Here is an 18410-nt window from a genome sequence, read left to right on the forward strand (position 1 = left end):
GTAGGCGCGTGGGTAAACAATGTCGTATGAAGGCTGGCCATTTTCGAGCGTGACCTGCACTGCTCCGGTTTGATGTTGCGGGTTGGTCTACAATCCATCCAATTTCATTCCCCACTGTGCCATCCGCTCGCGGATTTGTTGTCCCTCAGGATCATCGCCCACCGACGAAACAAATGTCGGTTTGCGGCCCAACCCCTGCAGATTCCATGCCACATTAAAGGGAGCCCCGCCAAGAATACTGCGTCCGTCGGGGAAATGATCGAGCAGCACTTCGCCAATAATCAGTGGCGAACCACGAAACTCAAGACTCGTTTTGGGGGCGTGAGAAGTCATTCGATCCTATCGAGCTCGGCGGTGAATTTTGAACCTGCATTGTACGGTTTTGCGAAACGAATGCGAATCACTACAAAAAAGGAGCAGTGAAATCACCATTTCGCTCCTCTCTCGCGCTGTCGAGAGAGACCAGCACGCGTTGATCCCGTGCAGTGGGTAATACGCGGTTTGAGTGCGTCGAACACGGTGTTTGCGTTACCCCGCCCCGGTTCAAACGCCCTGGTTTACTAGCAAATGTTCGCAGCAAACCATGCGCCTCCCTTTGCGGATTCCCCCACTTGATCAGAACCGCAAATCCTTGGGCCGTTTGCTTCGAACAATAGAAATTTGTTCGATTGTTGACTTGTCAGACCGAACACCCACGATACAACTTACAGAGGTAGAGCGTCACCCCCACCAATACGTTAGCGGGGGATCGATCGGGGACAACGCACGGAGAGACGCGGATCGCGTCTAACAAGCATGACACCCAGAACGTCCAACTCTTTGTCGTCAAAAACGCGGGGCAATTCAAGCGGATACTGCGTCGTTGCGACGCGTTTCCGGGCTGGATTCACCCTGGTCGAACTGCTGGTCGTGATCAGCATCATCGGTGTTCTCTTATCGCTCAGCATGTCCGGTGTTCAAGCAGCACGCGAGGCGGCCAGGCGAACCCAGTGCGCGAATCATTTGCACCAACAGGCGCTTGGGTTGCACCAATTCCATGCAACTTTCAATTCGCTGCCACTTGGAAATGATCGTTTGCAGCTACGCAATCAGTCCTGGTGTTCGGCGATTTTGCCCCACATCGAACAAGCGGCGATTGCCGCGTCGTACGATCGCAAGCTTGTCTGGGATGCGTATCCGCGGAATGCGGAACTTGCCGCCACGATCATTCCCACCTTTCGCTGCCCCTCGTCGGTCGTCGACTCCCCAGGCGATACCGATTACGCCGCAGTGATGGGCAGTGCGCTGGCGTCCGAGCGAGCTCAGCCCGGCGTCGACTTGAACAACGGCGTTTTGATCTCCTCGACGCCCAAGCGTTTGAATCCCGTTTCGTTACCCGAAATTATCGACGGCACAAGTTACACGATCTTCTTAGCTGAAGTCGTCGACCGGCTTCCCGAGGCGTACGGCTTGTGGGCAGATGGCCGCAACACAATCTCGCACGACAACGGTGGCATCAATATCGACAACAGCGGCGAGATCTATAGCTTTCACCCGGGTGGAGCGCAGGTCGCGTTTTCCGACGGCGCTGTCAAATTTTTGACCGAGTCAACCGATGCAAATTTGATCGGCGCCTTGTGCTCTCGCTACGGACACGAACCTGTCAATGAAGTGTTTGGGCATTGAGACACGCTGCTGCCCTTTACCTCCCCCCTTCCCAACCGATCTTTCCCCCTCCTCACCCCCGACCGTTTTTGAAAGGAGTATGCACCGGCCTGAATTCTATACCGCCAATGATGCCGCGTGAATTTTGTAAGTCACTACCCAAGCTCGTTAACGCTGATTTTGACACCGCTAGCCACAACGCTAGTCATCCAAGTTTGGCAAACAATTTCACAACGCAACCTTGGTGCCCCACATCGTGTTTATTGCTAGTTTCTATCCATGGTTCACACAACAACAAAGAGTTCACAAATGTATAAGCTATGCCTTGCTGCGTTGATCGCTTTCGCTGTCCCGTCGGTTGCAACCGCTGGTGGCGGTGGAAGCAAAGAGCTCGGAAAAATCCGCATCCATAACGGCAGCGGTCAGATCGCCTACGTGACGGTTGACCCAAGCAACGCTCTAAAAAATGCAACCCCCGACAATTTTGTAAAACTAGGCGGACGCATTTTGAATCCTGGTGAGTCGACGGAATTCAAGAATTTGAAAGATGGTAATCACACGGTCTTCAGCGCGTTGAAGAACCAGGGGGACGTACCTGATGCAGGTGATTTTTCGCCGAAGACGGTGAGTACTCGCAAAGGGGTGACCACCAACGTCAACGCGTTCTGACGATCCGACTGCTGCACGACGAGATCTGTTGATTCAACGGCTAATTCCCAAGAGTCCACTTGGCGGGATTAGCCGTATTTTTTTTTGCTAGGATTCCAATTCCACTTCAGCACACGTTTCTTCACTTTCCCACAAGCGTACTTTGAAGGCCGAGGCGCCAGTCCCCGCCAAGATTTTGGGGCAGACCTCGTTCAATAGGTGCAGCGCCATGTTTTCGGCAGTCGGGTTGGACGCCAGCTCATAAATGCGATGCGGCACCGACGAGCGGATCGCAGCGAGCCCATTCTCGTCTTGGTCCCACAGAATAAACGAATGGTCCCAATTTTCGTCCAACCAACCTTTGCATCGTTCTTTGAGCAGTTTGAAATCGAGGATACGGCCGACCGAATCCTGCTCGTGACCAGTGACATAGATTTCGACCACATAGTTGTGTCCATGCAGGTTTTGGCATTTGCCTTCATGGCCGACCAAGCGGTGGCCGGCGCAGAACGTAAATCGCCGCATGATGCTCAATGACATCGTCATGTCTTCCTCGAATCGATACCGAATCCGTGCCGCGGTTCGCAACAGGATGAAATGCAATATGGGTGTCTTCTACTTGGGCATCATAGAGTATGTCACCATTCTCGCGAATCGGCCTGGTTTCTTCGCCAGCAAGAAAATGGCACACTATGCGATCAACCGGATCATGGAACGATCCGCGCTGAATCCATCATCCACCGCAAACCCCAAGTCATCCATCATGCCTGAAACTCGCCAAGCTACCGCACTGAGCGTTCCGACGACCGATGCATTGCGATTTTTGCCCGAAGGTCCATTCGCGCTGCGCGACAGTCAATTCTCGTGGGTCGGAATTCAACACGGTGCCGATGCGACACAGGGATCGCTGAATCTGTACGATCTGGCGACGCAAACCAACCAATCGTTTGATTTACCGGGACGACCGGGGTTCGCGTTTCCCTGTACGACCGCGAACCGATTCCTGGTCGGTTGCGAGCGCTCGCTCGGTTTCTTTGACACCGCGACCGGCACATTCGAAGCGTTTCAAGAGGGGATCGATGGTGACGTGACCAACACGATCATCAATGACGGCACTTTTTATGAAAACAACTTGGTGTTTGGAACCAAAGACCTCGAATTCGCCACCAAAAAGGCAGGCTTGTATTTGTATCGAGGCCGCGATTCGAAATTGATTCGGTTACGAGACGACCAAATCTGCAGTAACGGAAAATCGATTGTCAAAAGCGACAACGGCACACTCCATCTATATGACATCGATTCACCGACTCGCCAAATCGTTCGCTATACCTTGGACATTGATGCAGCAACGCTCGGCGAGCCGACCGTTGTCATCGACTTGACCGACGATCCGGCGGTGCCTGACGGAGCGATTCTGACACCTGATGGCAAACACGTGATCGTATCGATGTTCTTACCGGACGTTGCCGATTTCGGAGCAACTCGCATGTATGACCTCGCCTCGGGTGACCTTGTGTGTGAGTGGCAAACCCTGGGGTCGCCCCAAAACACGTGTCCCGCATTGGTGCGTCACGATGGCAAGATCCAATTGGTGATCACGACCGCAGTCGAGAACATGGCCCCCGAAGCCAAGGCAAAGTGCCCTAATGCAGGCCAATTATTCTTGGCGGAAACCGATATCGCCGACCAAGGGGGTCCGATCAACGAGTTTTACCCCGCGTAGCACAGGCTGCCCGCCTGTGATGGATCGCATTCGAACTTGCGCGGGATGAACTGTGCTCCAGGAACGAAGCGGAGCGGATTTCCGGCAACGAATCCAACATCACGTGCGTCACATGCCGTATCGACGCCGCTACCGCGGCTTGATCCGGTCTGCGCGATCACAGACGAAAGTCTTCGCGACTTTGGTTACCGAAGAAGATTGCTCTTGATGACAGGCTAGAAGCCAATTCCACAATGGTCAAAACGAATCGACGTGGTAGCGGTGGCATTTCGTGCACGATTCGCCTGCGCCGTGGCTGGTATGACACGTTGCACAGGACTCGAGCTTGAGCGGTTCGAAATCGTGGTCATCCTGCCCCACGCGGTGACAGTGCACACAGTCGGTCAAACCGGCAATGTTCATGTGCGGTCGGTGCGAGAACTTGGTAAACGTCCGCCCCTGGCCGACCAGCGGCGGACTGGTCCAATTCCCGACGCCGTCCGAGGCTGCCGGATGACAGCCGATACATGCGGCCACCGTGCGATTGGCAAGCATGCGTTGGCGAATCGGATCGTTTGCAGGTAGCGTCGCCAGCGATTCGATGGCCGAACGCACCACGGGATCCGCATGCCCGCTGCCGCGGTACACAATCGCCATCTTTAACTCGTCGCGGTACCACCCGCCCGCGATCAACATCCGATCGGGATCAAAACGACCACCACCCTCCCGAGAAACTCCACTGGGTGTATCCGCGTCGACCGCTAAAGGATCCTCGGCCAGAGGGTCCTCAACAAGCAAGTTATCATCACCCCCACCGAGCAAATCCCCACCGAGCAAGTCGTCTTCCAACAAGTCGTCACCTCCGAGCAGCAAGTCGTCGCCCTCTGATTCGTCTGCAAGTAACAGATCGTCGTCGCGTGAGGACACTGGGGTGCCGGCTAACCGATCGCCCTGAGGGCGTTGGTTTTGTGCGGCGGCGACCGTCCGGAACACCTGCTTTGTTCGCTGACGGGGAACCGAATTTGCCAGCGAGTCCACGCGGTTTAAAAACCACATGCGAAAGGTATCGGACAACATTTGCGGTGGGATCGAGCGGATCACGTTTGTCAGTGCCGTGGACGAGACCGCAGAGGCCTCGGCACGCTCAATCATCGCAGCCTGTCCCTCACGAGCCACATCGGCAAGCAAACGACGATGTGCCGCAGCAATCGTGGTGGCCGCAGCCGGCTGGTCACGCGACTCGGCGTCAACGCGGCTAAAGTCTCGCGATTCGATCTTACGTAGCGCCGCGGCGACCTCGGGATCGTGACGCAGAAACAGCTCCGACAACGGAGCGATGGTGCCATCATAGAACCCCGTCGCGGCAACCGGCCATGATTCCATTTCATGCGTTTGCGGTTCGGGAATCGTGGGCAGCGCAAACAGCTCGATTCCATGATCCGATTCCAAACGCAACGCATCGTCATGACACGATTGGCACGCGAACTCGTATCGCACCACACGGCTTAACTCGTGATTCTCGTCTTTGACGTGACAATCCAAACAACGAAACTCGGTCGCGGCATCCCCATTGCGGGTCGCCGGAAAGTGCTTCATTGCATGCGTGGAATGGTTAAATGCAATCCTGCCGCCTCGTCCGTACGGCCAATCATTCCATTGCGGATGCGAGTCGGCAAAACTGCCTATTTGGCGACTGTGACACGTTTGGCACTGGGCGTCAGTCATGATCATCAGATTCGCATCGGCGCCACGATGCTCGCGATGACACGCGGCACACTGCACATGTTCTGGATCCACGCCGGGGGTCGCGACGGAATGACGAACCAGACTGGAATGGGTCTGTGAAGCCGATTGCAGCGAAAGCGATCGAATTTGTTGCCGTGCTTCGCTGGGCAAATTGTGAGCCAAGCGTGCCGATTGACGATCAATCGTGCTGTGATGGCAATCCAAACAGCGATCGGTTTGCGAAACATGATCGTGTCCGACACCGCCGCGTCCGAACCACGATTGTGGCGACATCGACGCTTCGGTATGGCAGGCGGCGCAGCGTTTTTCGTTCAGCGTACCAGCCAAGATCTGAGCATGGGGCGTCGTCAATTCGCCTGGTTTAAAAAACTGCGACACGTAGCCTTGGCGGCTGTACAGAAACAACGCCGCAACGGCGATCCCCATCACCACTAACCCAATCGCCTTGCGACGTCCCAGCCACGTGCGGCGTGGACAACACGGTTCAGATAACGGGCACGTCCCCAGTCCCGTAGGTCCCGCAGCACATTTTTTTCCCGATGAATGAACGCCACAAACCCATCGATCCCCTGGACGGTCGATTGCGGGTGGCGGCGGCAGGTGAACGTTTTCGCGAGGCATCGTGGGGAACGTCGTGGGCGGGGTGAATCGTCGGGCGAACAGGGTTGATCAATCACATCAACACCCAACGTGGGAAACGGGGTGCAACGTTCGGTTACATCGTAAACCGCAACGCCACCGCGGCATGAATGATTGCACCGCCAAATAACAGCAACGAAAGCACGCTGTGCACCACGACCCACAAACGCAAACGGAATTGTAATGCGTACTGATAATCCAAATCATCGCGTTTGCGAACGAGCGCGGCGAATTGACCGGCGGTTGATCGTGATTCCTGTTCCAAGTAACGATCCAGCTCTTGCAAACCCGACAACAATCGACGTCGCCGGTGCCCGGTCGGAATCATCACATAAGCAAACGTTGGCGAGGAAGCAAAAAAGGGATTCAGCACCTTGCGATAAAACGCCGTCAGCACCGCCATTGCAGCCTCTTCGCTGGCCCCATCGAGCAACCGACCTGCGGCCGCCGCGATCTCGTTGCGATGCCATGGAATCTGTTCGAAACGGAATTCGCCTGGGACCGCGGTCAAACGACGCGGCACCGTACGACTTGCGTAAAGTCCGTAAAAACCACTTCCTGACACTAGCAAAAACAGAATCGATAATGTGCATTCAAACTGGCCTCCGGCGATGAGTGCTGGAACGTGGACGGCATACACCCCCGCAGCAAAAATTCCGCTATACAGATGGATCTGAGTCCACGTGCTCACGTTGCCTAGCGGCAGTACAGGCAATCGCCGGCGGACACCTAACAGCATCAACAGACAAAGTATCGCCAACAGCGTAAATCCCGTAAAGTAGCTGGCGTGCCCAAGCCGGTCCTGTTGCCAACGACTGACCATCACAACGATCACGATAGCGATCAACGTAACCAGCACAGAAAGCCGTCGTCGTGTGCGAAAGTGAATCGGTTTCATACGTGCTAACTCCGGCGATCGAGCCACTGTGACAGCGGTGCCGACTCGGTCAAATTGATTCGTACCAATGCGTCATGCGGACATGCCGAAGCACACGCGGGTCCACTGGGCTGCGTGCTACACAAATCACATTTTGTCGCTTTGGTGATCGGTTTGCCGCTCGCAGAATCGCAGTACGGTTTTCCGCTGCGATCACGAATACTTGCCATTTGGATGTTTTGATAAGGACATGCATTGGCACAAGTGCCGCAGCCAATGCAAATCGGTTCATGGATCATCACCACGCCGGTATCCACATCACGTGCGATCGACCCGGTAGGGCATCCGATCATGCAAACCGGGTCCTCACAATGCATACACGCTTGCACAAACTGCAAACGGTCGTGAATCAAACCTTGGCGGGCGAAACGTGGGTTGCCATCATTCACGCTGGCGCATGCTTTGACACAATCGTCACATCGGGTACATCGATTCAGATCGATGACCATCGCTTGTTGGCCGTTATTCAACCGATTCTGAACGACGAACTCGAGCAACTCGGTTTGCTGGAACCCTGTCCCCGTGACGATCGGCAAATCGCTGCCTCCGTCACGTTTGGATTGTGGAAAACGTGCTTGCGTTCGTCGTTCGGCGTTCTCGGCAGCCGTAGCAGCTTGGTCACGGCGTGTCACCAGTTTCGCAATTTCGTCCGGCAATTCACTGCGACGTACATGCGGCAAAACCGCTTCGGCAAACACCTCCGCTGGAATCGACAGCGTGTCGAGAAACCCAACGGCGCGAAGCGAATGCTGCAGCGTTTTGGGAGGCAAATTTTCACCACGCAGTGAGTTGTAGGCGAGCTCTTCAAAACCAAACAGATGCCCTTTGCCCAGATACGCGGTGGTGCGATGCGATGCGCCGTAATGCTGCGACAGCCGCCCAAAGCCACTGCGAACGACAATCAAATCGGTTGGCAAACGCCCTTCTTCGGCCACCACTGGTTCCGCCCCGATCTGTTCCGCCAGCGGCAGTTTCCGTTGCCGTTTGTAGTCGTTGTCCCATTCCATCCGTCCATAGGAATGTAACCCCGTCGCAGCGACGACTCGCTGCAAATTGGCTTCGGGAAGATAGCGAAGCAGCGGAATTTCTCGCAAATGAACCGGCAGCCATTGCTCGCGATAGTGCGCGTCGAGCGTATCGGCAAAGACTTGGTCGCGGCGAAACATCCGCAAACCTTGCCAACGTATCTCAAGTAGCGTGGCTTCGTTTTCCGCAATCACGGTCGCTGTGCGTGGCGAACGATACATCGCAGCGACTTCGCCAAACAGTTCGCCGGGGCCGAGTGAAACGTGTTCGTAATCACGCATCACCAGATCAAAATCTTGTAAGAAGATCGCTTGTCGATTGTCCAACGTCCGAATCGTTCCAGATGAATTGGTTCGCAGTGGAACCACTTGCGACGGTTCGCGTGCTTCGGGCACCGCACTGCGGAACAGGAATCGCCGAAGTGCCTCGGGCCAGCTCAGTTTTTCTTTGGGGGTGCGTCCGAGCTGTTCGGGTGAGAGCGAATCGACCATCACGCTAACGCTGCCGGCAAGCACCAAGAAAGCGCTGTTGCCGTAGTCACCTTCGCGGACCAAGACCTCACCCGCTTCGCAACGAATCAACCGGCAATCGTTCCGTAGAATACCCTCCAGCGGGGTGGTTCGCGGGAACGATTTCGGATCCATCGAGGCAAACGGATCGCGCGAGCGCAACCAAGCCACATCGGCGTCATTCATCGACGCATCCATTGGCTTGTCCCATCGCTGGGGACGACGCACGGTGATCGCTTCGGAAAGGTTCATGAACGCTCTGATACCGTGCCCCGCATTTCAAAGTCAATAGAAATGCTGTGAAACAAAGTTTCACGCAGCGGGATGTGCCAATCCTAGCGAAACGCCGAGAGTGCGTCCGAAGTAGATGGCGTTGGGATCACTGCGTTTGGCGTTTTTCCATCTTTTCGCGAATGCGATCGAGCACCCACGCTAACACTTCTTCGGGGGTCATCCCGTCGGTATTTAGCACGATCGCATCGTGGGCGGCTCGCAGACGTCCCACGGGGCGTGATTCGTCCTCGAGGTCACGCTTATTTTGTGCCGCCAGCACTTGTTCGAACGACATATGCCGGCCTTCGCTTTTCAGTTGCTCGACGCGACGTCTCGCTCGCTCCTCGGGTGACGCGGTCAAAAAGAATTTGCACTCCGCCTCGGGGAACACTTCGGCGCCCTGGTCACGTCCTTCGGTGACGATGTCGCGACCGGCGGCGATACGCTGCTGTTGGGCCGACAATTGACGGCGAATTTGCGGTTCATCCGCCAAGTAACGGATCGCGTCGGTGACAGTGGGGGAACGAATCTCGCTAGAAACATCGTCACCGTTGAGCAAGATGGTATCGCCATCCCACTGCAAATCGACTTCGCGAGCGACTTGCACCAGCGCTGGCGTGTCGTCGAAATCCACCTGAGCCCGGATCGTGGCGAGCGTCACCGCTCGATAAAGCGCCCCCGTATCGAGAAAATCGAACTTCAATTCCTGGGCAACTTGACGGGCAATACTACTTTTTCCAGCTCCAGCTGGGCCATCGATGGCTACGATCACGATGCGTTCACTTTCGTTTCGGTCCAATGGGGTGGGGCAGGTTTGCCAACGGTAGGATTCGACAACCGAGCCTGCACTTGCAGCTTCAGTTCGTCCAACGCGTGCTGGATCGTTTGCGGATCGACATCAGCATCACCGGGGACTCTTGCCGTGTTTGGCCCGAAACGTAGTCGATAGAATGCATCCGTCAAGATACGCAGCGGTGAACGCGTCAGCGAAGTCGCTGAGAAATCGGCTCGGCGCTCCGGCGAATTCAACTCGTTTTCGGCAATCACTGCAAATTCCGCAGGTGTTTGAGCGTTTTCTCGATGGATACCACAACGCGTCAAACAATCAAGCGTCTCGGCATAAAACGGGACCGTCGGCCGCGTCCGCAGAGGCGTCGAAACCGTTTTTGCCCGCTGCAGCAATTCAGAAAAAATACGGATCGATCCGAATACTCCCAACGTAACGATCACTCCGAATACCGCGGCAATCCACGAAAAATCGCGATGCGCTGAAAGCGCCCCACCCCCAAGCTGTCCTGCTTGGACTTGGTCCATGATGTTTTTCAGCCATGTCGCCAACAACGTTCTCGATTGAGCAATCGGGGTGATCGCCGACGATCCGCCGCTCGAATTCGTATTGTCACTTGGGTTCACGTCGACGACGTATCCTTTCCACAGCGTCTGAGCCAAATCGATGACGCTGCCAACGCCTTGGGTGTTCCCCTCGGAATTCGTTCCGCCCGGGGTGGGATCTAAACGCATCCAATATTGAGTTGCCTTGGGTTGTCCATAGACCACGTGAACAAGATCTTGCTCGTCGATCAAGGCTTCCACCCAAGCGTGGGCATGCGATTGACGGGCCACGTAATAGTGTCCGAGCTCGTTCAGGTCGTCGGTCCGGTAACCGACAACCAAGCGAGCGGGAATGCCTTGGCTACGCAGCATCATCGCGAGTGCCGAAGCAAAATATTGGCAATGACCTCGACGATCTTTGGCGACAAATTTTTCGATTGGATCAACGTTGTAAGATTTCACCGCATCCAGATTTAAGGTGTACTGGAACCCGCCACGCGAATGCAGAAATTCTTCGTAAAGCCTCGCCAACGCCATCGGCCCCCGCTCTTTCTCAGGGATACTGCTAGCGAGCGCATCGGCCATCAACTTGATCGTTGGCATTCGTCGCGCGTTAAACCGCAGCAGTTCGCGGCGGTAGTCTTGGCGAAATTCACGCTCCGGATTGTTCTTTTTCTCATTCGGACGAATCGCAGGCCCGTTGTTGCGAACTTCGGCGATCTTCGATACCAACGCGACTTCGCCTGGCGCAAAACGAGCGATCAATTCCGATTGCACCCCGTCTCGAAGCGAATTGGTGCCAAACGAATATTGAATCGGAGGACGGTTCCACTCACTCGCCTCACGACGCCGTAGCGTCCAACGCTCGACCTGATGCACCACCTCTTTCTTCGTATCAATGCGGTAATAGGGGGCTATGGCAAACAACGAATCGCTATACATCGATTTGCAATCAATCTGGACGTTGACTGCATCATAAAAATTGCGGTCACTACTTCGCTCTGGAAAAGATTCGATCGGCAACAGTTGCGAGTTGCTGATCACCCCACCTGGCAATGTCGACCAATCGGCAATCAACTCGCCGTCGTCATCGTGCGTATGGTAACGCTCGAGCGTACGGCCTCGCAAATACAACCCGCCGATCGCATGATACGGTTTGCCTGTGGCTCGCTCGGTCATCCATACCCGCAGCGCGATTTCATTGCTCTTTAGCATCTGGCCAAACTGCTTCAACCGCACCGTCTCGTTAAATCCGACCAAGGTGCGGCCATTATGCCCCATCTTGGCTGATTCGGTTGTCCGTGGAATCGCGTAAAAGAAGGTCGCTCCGACGATCAGCACGGCGGGAACGACAAGCACCAGAATCGTGCGATACATGCTCTTGGCATTAGAGGGTGCCGCATGAGCGAGGTGCCGCAATCCCAGATTGTCGTACGGCAGCGTGTCGCTCCCCCCAGGGCCCACAGCACCAGAGCCTCCCCCTAACGAGATGGAATCCAGCGGTGAAACGCCCGAGAGCAGCGCCAATCCGTAAGCGGCAACAAACCCAATCGGCACCAACAACAAACCAAACGTAATTGCATTGTTAAAGACCGCAGCCACAATCAATTCAAGCAAACAAAACACACACAACTGCTCGCATACCCGCCGCGTTTTGACTTGCAACATCAAGATTGCTTGAACCAAAACCAACAACTGCGATACCGCGACAAGATGCCGATCTCCGGCTTGATACAAATCGAACGAAAAACGCGTCCGCGCCATGGGATCGTAGACGACGAAATCGGCCACGCAATAGATCGCCGCGGCAACCATCGCGAGGTAAGCAATCAGCGACGGAAGCGAAAAAAAGGCCAACCAATCGACGAACACATAGCCAAAGATTGCAAAGAAAATTGCGATAAAGGCAAACGTTTGCGAATCGGGATCCCCTGCAAGCGTCATCCCCCCCAAACAGGAAAGGATCGCAAAACACAGCTTCACGCGGCCATCGACCTCCGTCTCACTCTCTTTTGTAATCGCAGATATTACCGATGTCATAAATCTTCGCCCAACTCAATATTCGCTCGCCGATCGAAGCGATGGTTTCCCATCATTGTACTGTCTAGCAAGTTTTACGGTGTGTTTCGTAAACGAAGCGGCTCACTCCGCGATTTCGAACCAATGGCTTCCCGCCGGCGACGACAAGTCCAGCCACCGCAACCGGCCCCGCCGCAGCGAATCATCCAAGCGTTTGCGTAGTTTTGGGTCCACCCCCTGGATCGCCAACGGCATCGAGCGTGGGCTTAGCATCACCACATCTTGAGCACGACCGCTGAGCGAGGCGGACATTTCAAACGCTCCCAACAAATCGGGCGATCGACTCAATTGAACTCGCGACAACAGCGACAACACCTTGCGTTTGTTATCGGGCGAACCGCTGGCCAAGGTCGCCATCGCTTCGTCCCCTGCGGCGGCGACCACAATGCGACTCGCGTTGTTGCCAGCCAACTGCAACGCGATCGTCGCAGTGGCACTAATCGCCTGTTCGACCAAGTCGTTCGCAGCGGACGACGATTCCAAAAACGCGTCGACCATCAAACACAACTCGTAGCGACGTGATTGCTCGTACTGGGCAACGACGGGATGATCCAATCGTGCAGAGGTCCGCCAGTGAATCTTGCGCAGCGTGTCACCGTCGCGGTAAGGTCGCAGCCCATAAAATTCGCCCTCGTTGGGCCCCGTCCGATCGGTCGAACCCGAGACGCCGTCGTTTCGCCCCGACACGACCCGCTGCCACCCTCGATTGAGCGTCAACAATTTGGGATAGACATCCAAGGTCGCCGGTTCGGTATTGACGACGCGAGCGGTTAACAAATCCAGTGGAAACGAGCTGACCACACGCAGCGGTCCCAAAGTCAGCGTGCCACGATTTTGCGGCACCCCATACGTGGTTCTTGATTCACTGCGGCCTGGGCCAATTTGCCGAATCGTCACAATCCGGTTGTCGCCGTCGGCTTGTTGCCCCGACGAAAATGAATGCGATTCGACACAGTCCTCGACACGCAACAACCACAATGTCATCCAGCGACTATGGTTGGTGACCTCAAAATCGAGAGCGAAAGGTTTACCCACATACGCTTCGGAGGGCAATCGTCGGCGAAGCGAAAGAGCCATCACGGCCCCACGTGACCAACGCCATTGGATGAACAAGGCCCCCACCAACAGCCCTGCGACCACCAGCAGCAGATTGAATCCGCGAAGCGCACCGCCGAGCATCGCAAACGTACTGACGAACAAAAAATGCAGTCCCAATCGCGTCAGCCGTACTTTGCGAGTGTAGTACGGTGAATTCAGTGATTCGTTGCGAAGCTGCATGAAGAAAACCGAGTTGGAACCATCAAAATGTTTACGCCCACCGCCGGGACACTAGACGGGCACCTCGACCTGTTCCAAGATCGCCGCAATTTGCTCTTCGACCAAATGCCGAGTCGGCCCCTGGAACACGCTGTCGTGAACCACTCGGTGCGACAGGGTCGCGACCGCGAGCGCTTTGATATCATCGGGAGTAACAAAGTCACGCAATTCCGACAGCGCCCGAGCTTGGCATCCACGATAAAAACTAAGCGCTCCTCGAGTGCTGACGCCGTACTCAAATTCGGAATGCGACCGAGTGGCTTCGACGATGTCCAACAAATAATTGACAAGCGACTCTTCAAAGACCACTTCGCGGACTTCGGCCTGAGCATCGCGAATCGCCTGCAACGATGCCACCGCTGGCAATTGGTTTACCGGTTCGCCGCTGCGATGCGTGACCAGGACTTCGCGTTCCCAGCGGCGTGGGGCATAGCCGATGGAGGTTCGCAGCAGAAAGCGGTCGAGCTGGCTTTCCGGCAACGCGTAGGTGCCTTCGAATTCGAACGGGTTTTGCGTGGCCACGACGATGAACGGCTGCGGCAAGGGATGCGTCACCCCATCAATCGAAACGCTACCTTCGCTCATCGCTTCGAGCAGCGCCGATTGGGTCCGCGGCGGGGCGCGATTGATTTCGTCCGCCAACACAACGTTAGCGAAAATGGGCCCGGGGTGAAATTCAAATTCACGCCGGTCACTGCGATAAACCATGCTGCCGGTGATGTCGCTGGGCAACAAATCCGGAGTGAATTGCAGTCGATTGAATTTGCCGTCGATCGAATGTGCCAGCGCCTTTGCCGCCAATGTCTTGCCGACACCCGGAACGTCTTCGAGCAGAATATGTTCGCCGGCCAACAATGCGACCACCAACATTTGCACCACTTCGGATTTACCGAACACGACCTGTTCGATGTTTTCCCGTAGACGACGAGAGGTATCGTAGGCTTCCCGCGTCATGACATCCTTTGCGATTGAAACAATCTTGATTAGACAAATGCTTGCTTGAACAATAACCCAAAACGACCGAGATTTGCCGCTTGGGCTCTCCCGCTCGCTTACGACGAAAATGCATCGCGTATCGATCGGCGTATCGATCTGTTGGAGACCAACGCATCAATCTTAGCCGACAATCGATGCCGCTTCCATCCGACTGAGCCCAGAACGCATCGGCTTATAAGGTTTGCGCCGTCCTGCGTTCACATCTTTTTGGATGAATGCTCAAACAGTTTTAACATTTCTTTGACTTTGGCGGGTTGGTCATCTGCCAAATTTGGCCCCAACACGTCGCGGTCGGTCGGATACAGCTCGATCGATCGAAACTCGCCTCCCACCTGTTTGGCAATCAGACGATGCTCTAACGTCCGCACCGATACCGCGTTCTTCCAATAACTGAGTGATGCTTCACGCACCGAGTCGGTGTCGCCACGAATGACCGAGGTCAAACTCTTCCCATCCAACGGCTGATGCGTTTGCTGGAAACTGGGATTACAAACATCGATTAGCGTCGGATACACGTCGAGAGTCTCGACCAGGGCGTCCGAAACCAAACCTGGTTTTGAAACAGCGGGAACCCGTATCATCAACACGCTGCGCAGTGCGCGTTCCAGCGGCGAATGTTTGCCCCAGATCTGCTGGTCCCCTAAATGCCAACCATGGTCACCCCACACGACCACGACGGTGTTGTCGGCCAACCCGTTTTGTTGAAGTGCATCGAGCACCTTGCCTACTTGGCGATCGACATAGCGAACACACGCCAGGTAGCCGCGACGCGCGTCGCGTTGAGCGGCCTTTGACAAAGGATGCTGTTTTCCAAAAGGGGCATCGTATCTGTAGAACTCACCACTGCGATGCCAATACGCCGTTTCGGGTTTTCGTTGGTCTTTGGCAATTTCAATCTCGCTGTTTTCAAACGCATCCCAGTCTTGCTTCGGTGCAACCAATGGCAAATGCGGTTTAAAAAAACCGAGCCCGAGAAAAAAGGGAGCGTCGGCGTCACGTTGTTTCTGTAGAAACTCGATTGCCGATTGGGCCATCAACCCATCAGGAAGATCCGTGTCCTGGGTCGCCGTAAAGTCCATCAAATCCTGGTGTCCCTGACCGTCTTCGCGATGGACTCCGTTGGGATAGGCAAAGAACACGCCCCAACCTCGCTTCCACGCTCCCAACGGTGTCGCCAACTTGTCCCACGCCATTGGGACTTCGTCACGACCGTCGCCTTTGCCGTTGTATTCGTACACGCGGCCGTCGGCCGTATGTGAGATTTTGCCGATGCAGACGGTTTGATATCCACTGCGGCGAAACAACTCAGGCATCGATTGCGCCCCCGGCTGCGAGACATCGCTCAGTTTGGCCTCGCCTTGATAGAGGGCGGAATTGCTGGACGTGACGCCCGAACGAAGCGGACTACGTCCGGTCAGCAGCGAATACCGCGATGCCCCACACGTTGGCACTTGGACAAAGTGATTGTTGAACCGTACCGCGGTCTCGGCAAACGCATCCAAGCTAGGCGATTGTGCTTCCGTGATGCCGTAACAGCCAAGTTCCGGACGCAAATCATCAATCGCAATGAACAGTACGTTTAGCGGTTGATCCGCCGCGTCAACCGCCGAACTCGGCCCGCCGACGGCCCATCCCATGATCACAACGCAAATCAAAAACGACCGAACCAATTTCATCGACTGCCTCTGCAAAAAGATAGGATTGCTGCGTGTTGCGATGACAATCTTAATGCAGCCGCTGCCTGCGTGGGGAGCACACGGTCCATTTAAACCCCATTCGGCATCAAAGAGATCACCGCAATTGGTCGCGGCGACAACCATGAATCAAGTCACGTGGCCCCTGCGAATACGACTAAATACGCCACAAAATCGACACTCGATTGCTAATCACGCACGGGCCAGACCGAATCAAATACGGGCCAGCATCGATCCGCAATCGCGGTGGGCGATTGCGGAATTAAAGTTCTTCATTGCATTTCAGCCAGAATCGCCTGAAAATGAAAACAACCGGTCCCTTCTGGGGGAATGCAAAGCACCAAACCGCAACAAGGCACGCCCTCACCAGAAACCATCTTTTGCAAGGATTCGATTGAAAGACACCGTAACTGATTCCACGCGGTGAGATTCGCTTCACCATCGCGCGAGGTTCCGAAACAAAATCGGCATCGCGTTTTCGGCTTCGATTGACTCGGCAGTCCTCACGCATGTTGATGCTTTGGGGAGAGTAGCCATCATGACAACGCAATCAGAGCAATGGAACGAGTATTCAATCCGAACGGTAACTCAATCTCGCAACCGCCTCACGCGTTACCGACGTTCGCTCCGGCAACACCGCCGCCGAGAACTGCGCTGCTATCTGAATCCACGCATCGAACATCTCGAGAACCGTCATTTGTTAGCGGTCGATCTGGTTAGCGTCACTCCGGACGGTTTGTTTGCGGGCAGCGACGACCTACCCGGTGATGTAGCGACGTCCAAGAACCCTGCGATTAGCGGAAATGGGCGGTTTGTTGTCTTCCAAAGCAAGGCATCGGATTTAACACCGCCGCTTAGCACAACGACGCCAACGGACAGCAACGACGCCGAAGATGTGTTTGTGCGTGATTTGCAAACGGGGATCACGACGCTAGTCAGTGTGAACAGTGATGGTACCGACAGTGGCAGCGGAGCGACGTTTCGAGGTGCTTCGTACCATCCGGCGATCAGTGATGATGGGCGTTTCATTGCCTTCGTCAGTTTTGCCGAAGATCTCGTCAAAGAGGTTGTCGACAGTGTTCCGAATGTGTTTGTCCGCGACTTGGATGTCGATGGTGACGGGATCTTTAATGAGCCCGGTGATTCGCAAACACGGTTGTTGAGTATCGCGACCGACGGCACCGCTGCGGGGCTGTCGGGCGCCGACGGTGTCGGCACCAGCGCCGAGATGCGACCGGTAATCAGCCCCGATGGTGAATTCGTCGCGTTTGGCAGTGCGGCATCGAACCTGGCGATCTCTCAAACGCTTCCGGGCGGCGGACCAATCCCCGATGCCAATGGCGGCTTTGATGTGTTTCTCGCCGCGACCGACGCAGCCACGCTGGAACTGGTCACGATCAATCGCGATGGTACCGCGGCGACCGTGAACGCACTGGGGACCGCTTCGGGAAATCCGTCACTCAGCTTCAATGGATCGCAAATCGCATTTCAAAGCAACGGATTCGATTTGGTCGACACGGTTCCCGCTAGTGTGCTGGAGTGGACACGGAACGTGTTCGTCAATGACGGCGGCAAGAACACCTTGGTCAGCATCAATGCCGATGGTGACAATGGCGGCAACGGAGAATCGGCGGTCCCCGTGATCAGCAGCGATGGACGTCATGTTGCGTTCGTCACCAAAGCGACGGACCTCGTCGTAGGCGTTGACGATGCCAATGGATTGTCGGCCGACATCTACGTTCGTGACCTGCTGAGAAACACGACCACGCTGGTCAGCCGCAGCGGCGTCGTTGACGATTCGACCGGCAACGATGACTCGCCCCCCTCGTTTGATATTCGCAAGCATTTTTCGTCCGGGCCCTCGATCA

General features: G+C 55.4%; 14 protein-coding genes. 4 read left to right on the forward strand and 10 right to left on the reverse strand.

What is annotated here, in order from left to right:
• Positions 1–87: 87 nt before the first annotated feature.
• Entirely contained in the window at positions 88–333 is a 246-nt protein-coding gene (locus ABX962_RS09390) for a PfkB family carbohydrate kinase (protein ID WP_372718767.1), read from the reverse strand.
• 462 nt (positions 334–795) lie between these two features.
• On the opposite strand from ABX962_RS09390, the gene ABX962_RS09395 reads away from it, so the two are divergent.
• Both ABX962_RS09395 and ABX962_RS09400 read left to right on the forward strand, forming a co-directional pair.
• Positions 796–1665, forward strand: a complete 870-nt coding sequence (locus ABX962_RS09395; RefSeq protein ID WP_372718769.1) for a DUF1559 domain-containing protein — start codon at positions 796–798, stop codon at positions 1663–1665.
• Between the two features lie 288 nt (positions 1666–1953).
• Complete coding sequence (locus tag ABX962_RS09400; RefSeq protein WP_372718770.1) at positions 1954–2313, forward strand: hypothetical protein; 360 nt, start codon at positions 1954–1956, stop codon at positions 2311–2313.
• 87 nt (positions 2314–2400) lie between these two features.
• Here the strand turns inward: ABX962_RS09400 and ABX962_RS09405 are convergent, their stop codons facing one another.
• Complete coding sequence (locus ABX962_RS09405) at positions 2401–2832, reverse strand: 6-pyruvoyl tetrahydropterin synthase family protein (protein ID WP_372718772.1); 432 nt, start codon at positions 2830–2832, stop codon at positions 2401–2403.
• A gap of 4 nt (positions 2833–2836) precedes the next feature.
• Between ABX962_RS09405 and ABX962_RS09410 the strand changes: the two genes are divergently transcribed.
• Complete coding sequence (locus tag ABX962_RS09410) at positions 2837–4015, forward strand: SMP-30/gluconolactonase/LRE family protein (RefSeq protein ID WP_372718774.1); 1179 nt, start codon at positions 2837–2839, stop codon at positions 4013–4015.
• 237 nt (positions 4016–4252) lie between these two features.
• On the opposite strand, the gene ABX962_RS09415 is transcribed toward ABX962_RS09410, so the two are convergent.
• From ABX962_RS09415 to ABX962_RS09450, 8 genes are all read right to left on the reverse strand, one after another.
• Positions 4253–6361, reverse strand: a complete 2109-nt coding sequence (locus ABX962_RS09415) for a cytochrome c3 family protein (RefSeq protein WP_372718776.1) — start codon at positions 6359–6361, stop codon at positions 4253–4255.
• Between the two features lie 94 nt (positions 6362–6455).
• Positions 6456–7277 (reverse strand): hypothetical protein, encoded by an 822-nt coding sequence (locus tag ABX962_RS09420; protein ID WP_372718778.1) that lies wholly within the window; start codon positions 7275–7277, stop codon positions 6456–6458.
• 5 nt (positions 7278–7282) lie between these two features.
• The gene (locus tag ABX962_RS09425; protein ID WP_372718780.1) at positions 7283–9103 is read right to left on the reverse strand and encodes a cyclic nucleotide-binding domain-containing protein; all 1821 of its coding nucleotides are present in this window, start codon (positions 9101–9103) and stop codon (positions 7283–7285) included.
• Between the two features lie 127 nt (positions 9104–9230).
• On the reverse strand, positions 9231–9896 hold the full coding sequence (gene cmk, locus ABX962_RS09430; RefSeq protein WP_372718782.1) for a (d)CMP kinase: 666 nt from the start codon (positions 9894–9896) through the stop codon (positions 9231–9233).
• Positions 9893–12496: a DUF3488 and DUF4129 domain-containing transglutaminase family protein gene (locus tag ABX962_RS09435; protein WP_372718784.1), complete on the reverse strand. Its 2604-nt coding sequence runs from the start codon at positions 12494–12496 to the stop codon at positions 9893–9895. Before ABX962_RS09435 ends, cmk begins: the two co-directional genes overlap by 4 nt.
• 102 nt (positions 12497–12598) lie before the next feature.
• On the reverse strand, positions 12599–13813 hold the full coding sequence (locus ABX962_RS09440) for a DUF58 domain-containing protein (protein ID WP_372718786.1): 1215 nt from the start codon (positions 13811–13813) through the stop codon (positions 12599–12601).
• Between the two features lie 51 nt (positions 13814–13864).
• Positions 13865–14761, reverse strand: coding sequence for an AAA family ATPase (locus tag ABX962_RS09445; protein WP_372718792.1), 897 nt, complete (start codon positions 14759–14761; stop codon positions 13865–13867).
• A 284-nt stretch (positions 14762–15045) separates the two neighbouring features.
• Entirely contained in the window at positions 15046–16524 is a 1479-nt protein-coding gene (locus ABX962_RS09450) for a sulfatase (protein ID WP_372718788.1), read from the reverse strand.
• A gap of 556 nt (positions 16525–17080) precedes the next feature.
• Between ABX962_RS09450 and ABX962_RS09455 the strand changes: the two genes are divergently transcribed.
• A partial coding sequence (locus ABX962_RS09455; RefSeq protein ID WP_372718790.1) for a TolB family protein occupies positions 17081–18410 on the forward strand: 1330 nt, incomplete at its 3' end.

Source organism: Novipirellula sp., assembly GCF_041583735.1.
Lineage (GTDB): Bacteria > Planctomycetota > Planctomycetia > Pirellulales > Pirellulaceae > Novipirellula.

Excerpts from the sequence above, each read along its gene's own strand:
- ABX962_RS09390 (WP_372718767.1), bottom strand. The coding sequence starts at position 333 with ATGACTTCTCACGCCCCCAAAACGAGTCTTGAGTTTCGTGGTTCGCCA.
- ABX962_RS09395 (WP_372718769.1), top strand. The coding sequence starts at position 796 with ATGACACCCAGAACGTCCAACTCTTTGTCGTCAAAAACGCGGGGCAAT.
- ABX962_RS09400 (WP_372718770.1), top strand. The coding sequence starts at position 1,954 with ATGTATAAGCTATGCCTTGCTGCGTTGATCGCTTTCGCTGTCCCGTCG.
- ABX962_RS09405 (WP_372718772.1), bottom strand. The coding sequence starts at position 2,832 with ATGTCATTGAGCATCATGCGGCGATTTACGTTCTGCGCCGGCCACCGC.
- ABX962_RS09410 (WP_372718774.1), top strand. The coding sequence starts at position 2,837 with ATGTCTTCCTCGAATCGATACCGAATCCGTGCCGCGGTTCGCAACAGG.
- ABX962_RS09415 (WP_372718776.1), bottom strand. The coding sequence starts at position 6,361 with ATGCCTCGCGAAAACGTTCACCTGCCGCCGCCACCCGCAATCGACCGT.
- ABX962_RS09420 (WP_372718778.1), bottom strand. The coding sequence starts at position 7,277 with ATGAAACCGATTCACTTTCGCACACGACGACGGCTTTCTGTGCTGGTT.
- ABX962_RS09425 (WP_372718780.1), bottom strand. The coding sequence starts at position 9,103 with ATGAACCTTTCCGAAGCGATCACCGTGCGTCGTCCCCAGCGATGGGAC.
- ABX962_RS09435 (WP_372718784.1), bottom strand. The coding sequence starts at position 12,496 with ATGACATCGGTAATATCTGCGATTACAAAAGAGAGTGAGACGGAGGTC.
- ABX962_RS09440 (WP_372718786.1), bottom strand. The coding sequence starts at position 13,813 with ATGCAGCTTCGCAACGAATCACTGAATTCACCGTACTACACTCGCAAA.
- ABX962_RS09450 (WP_372718788.1), bottom strand. The coding sequence starts at position 16,524 with ATGAAATTGGTTCGGTCGTTTTTGATTTGCGTTGTGATCATGGGATGG.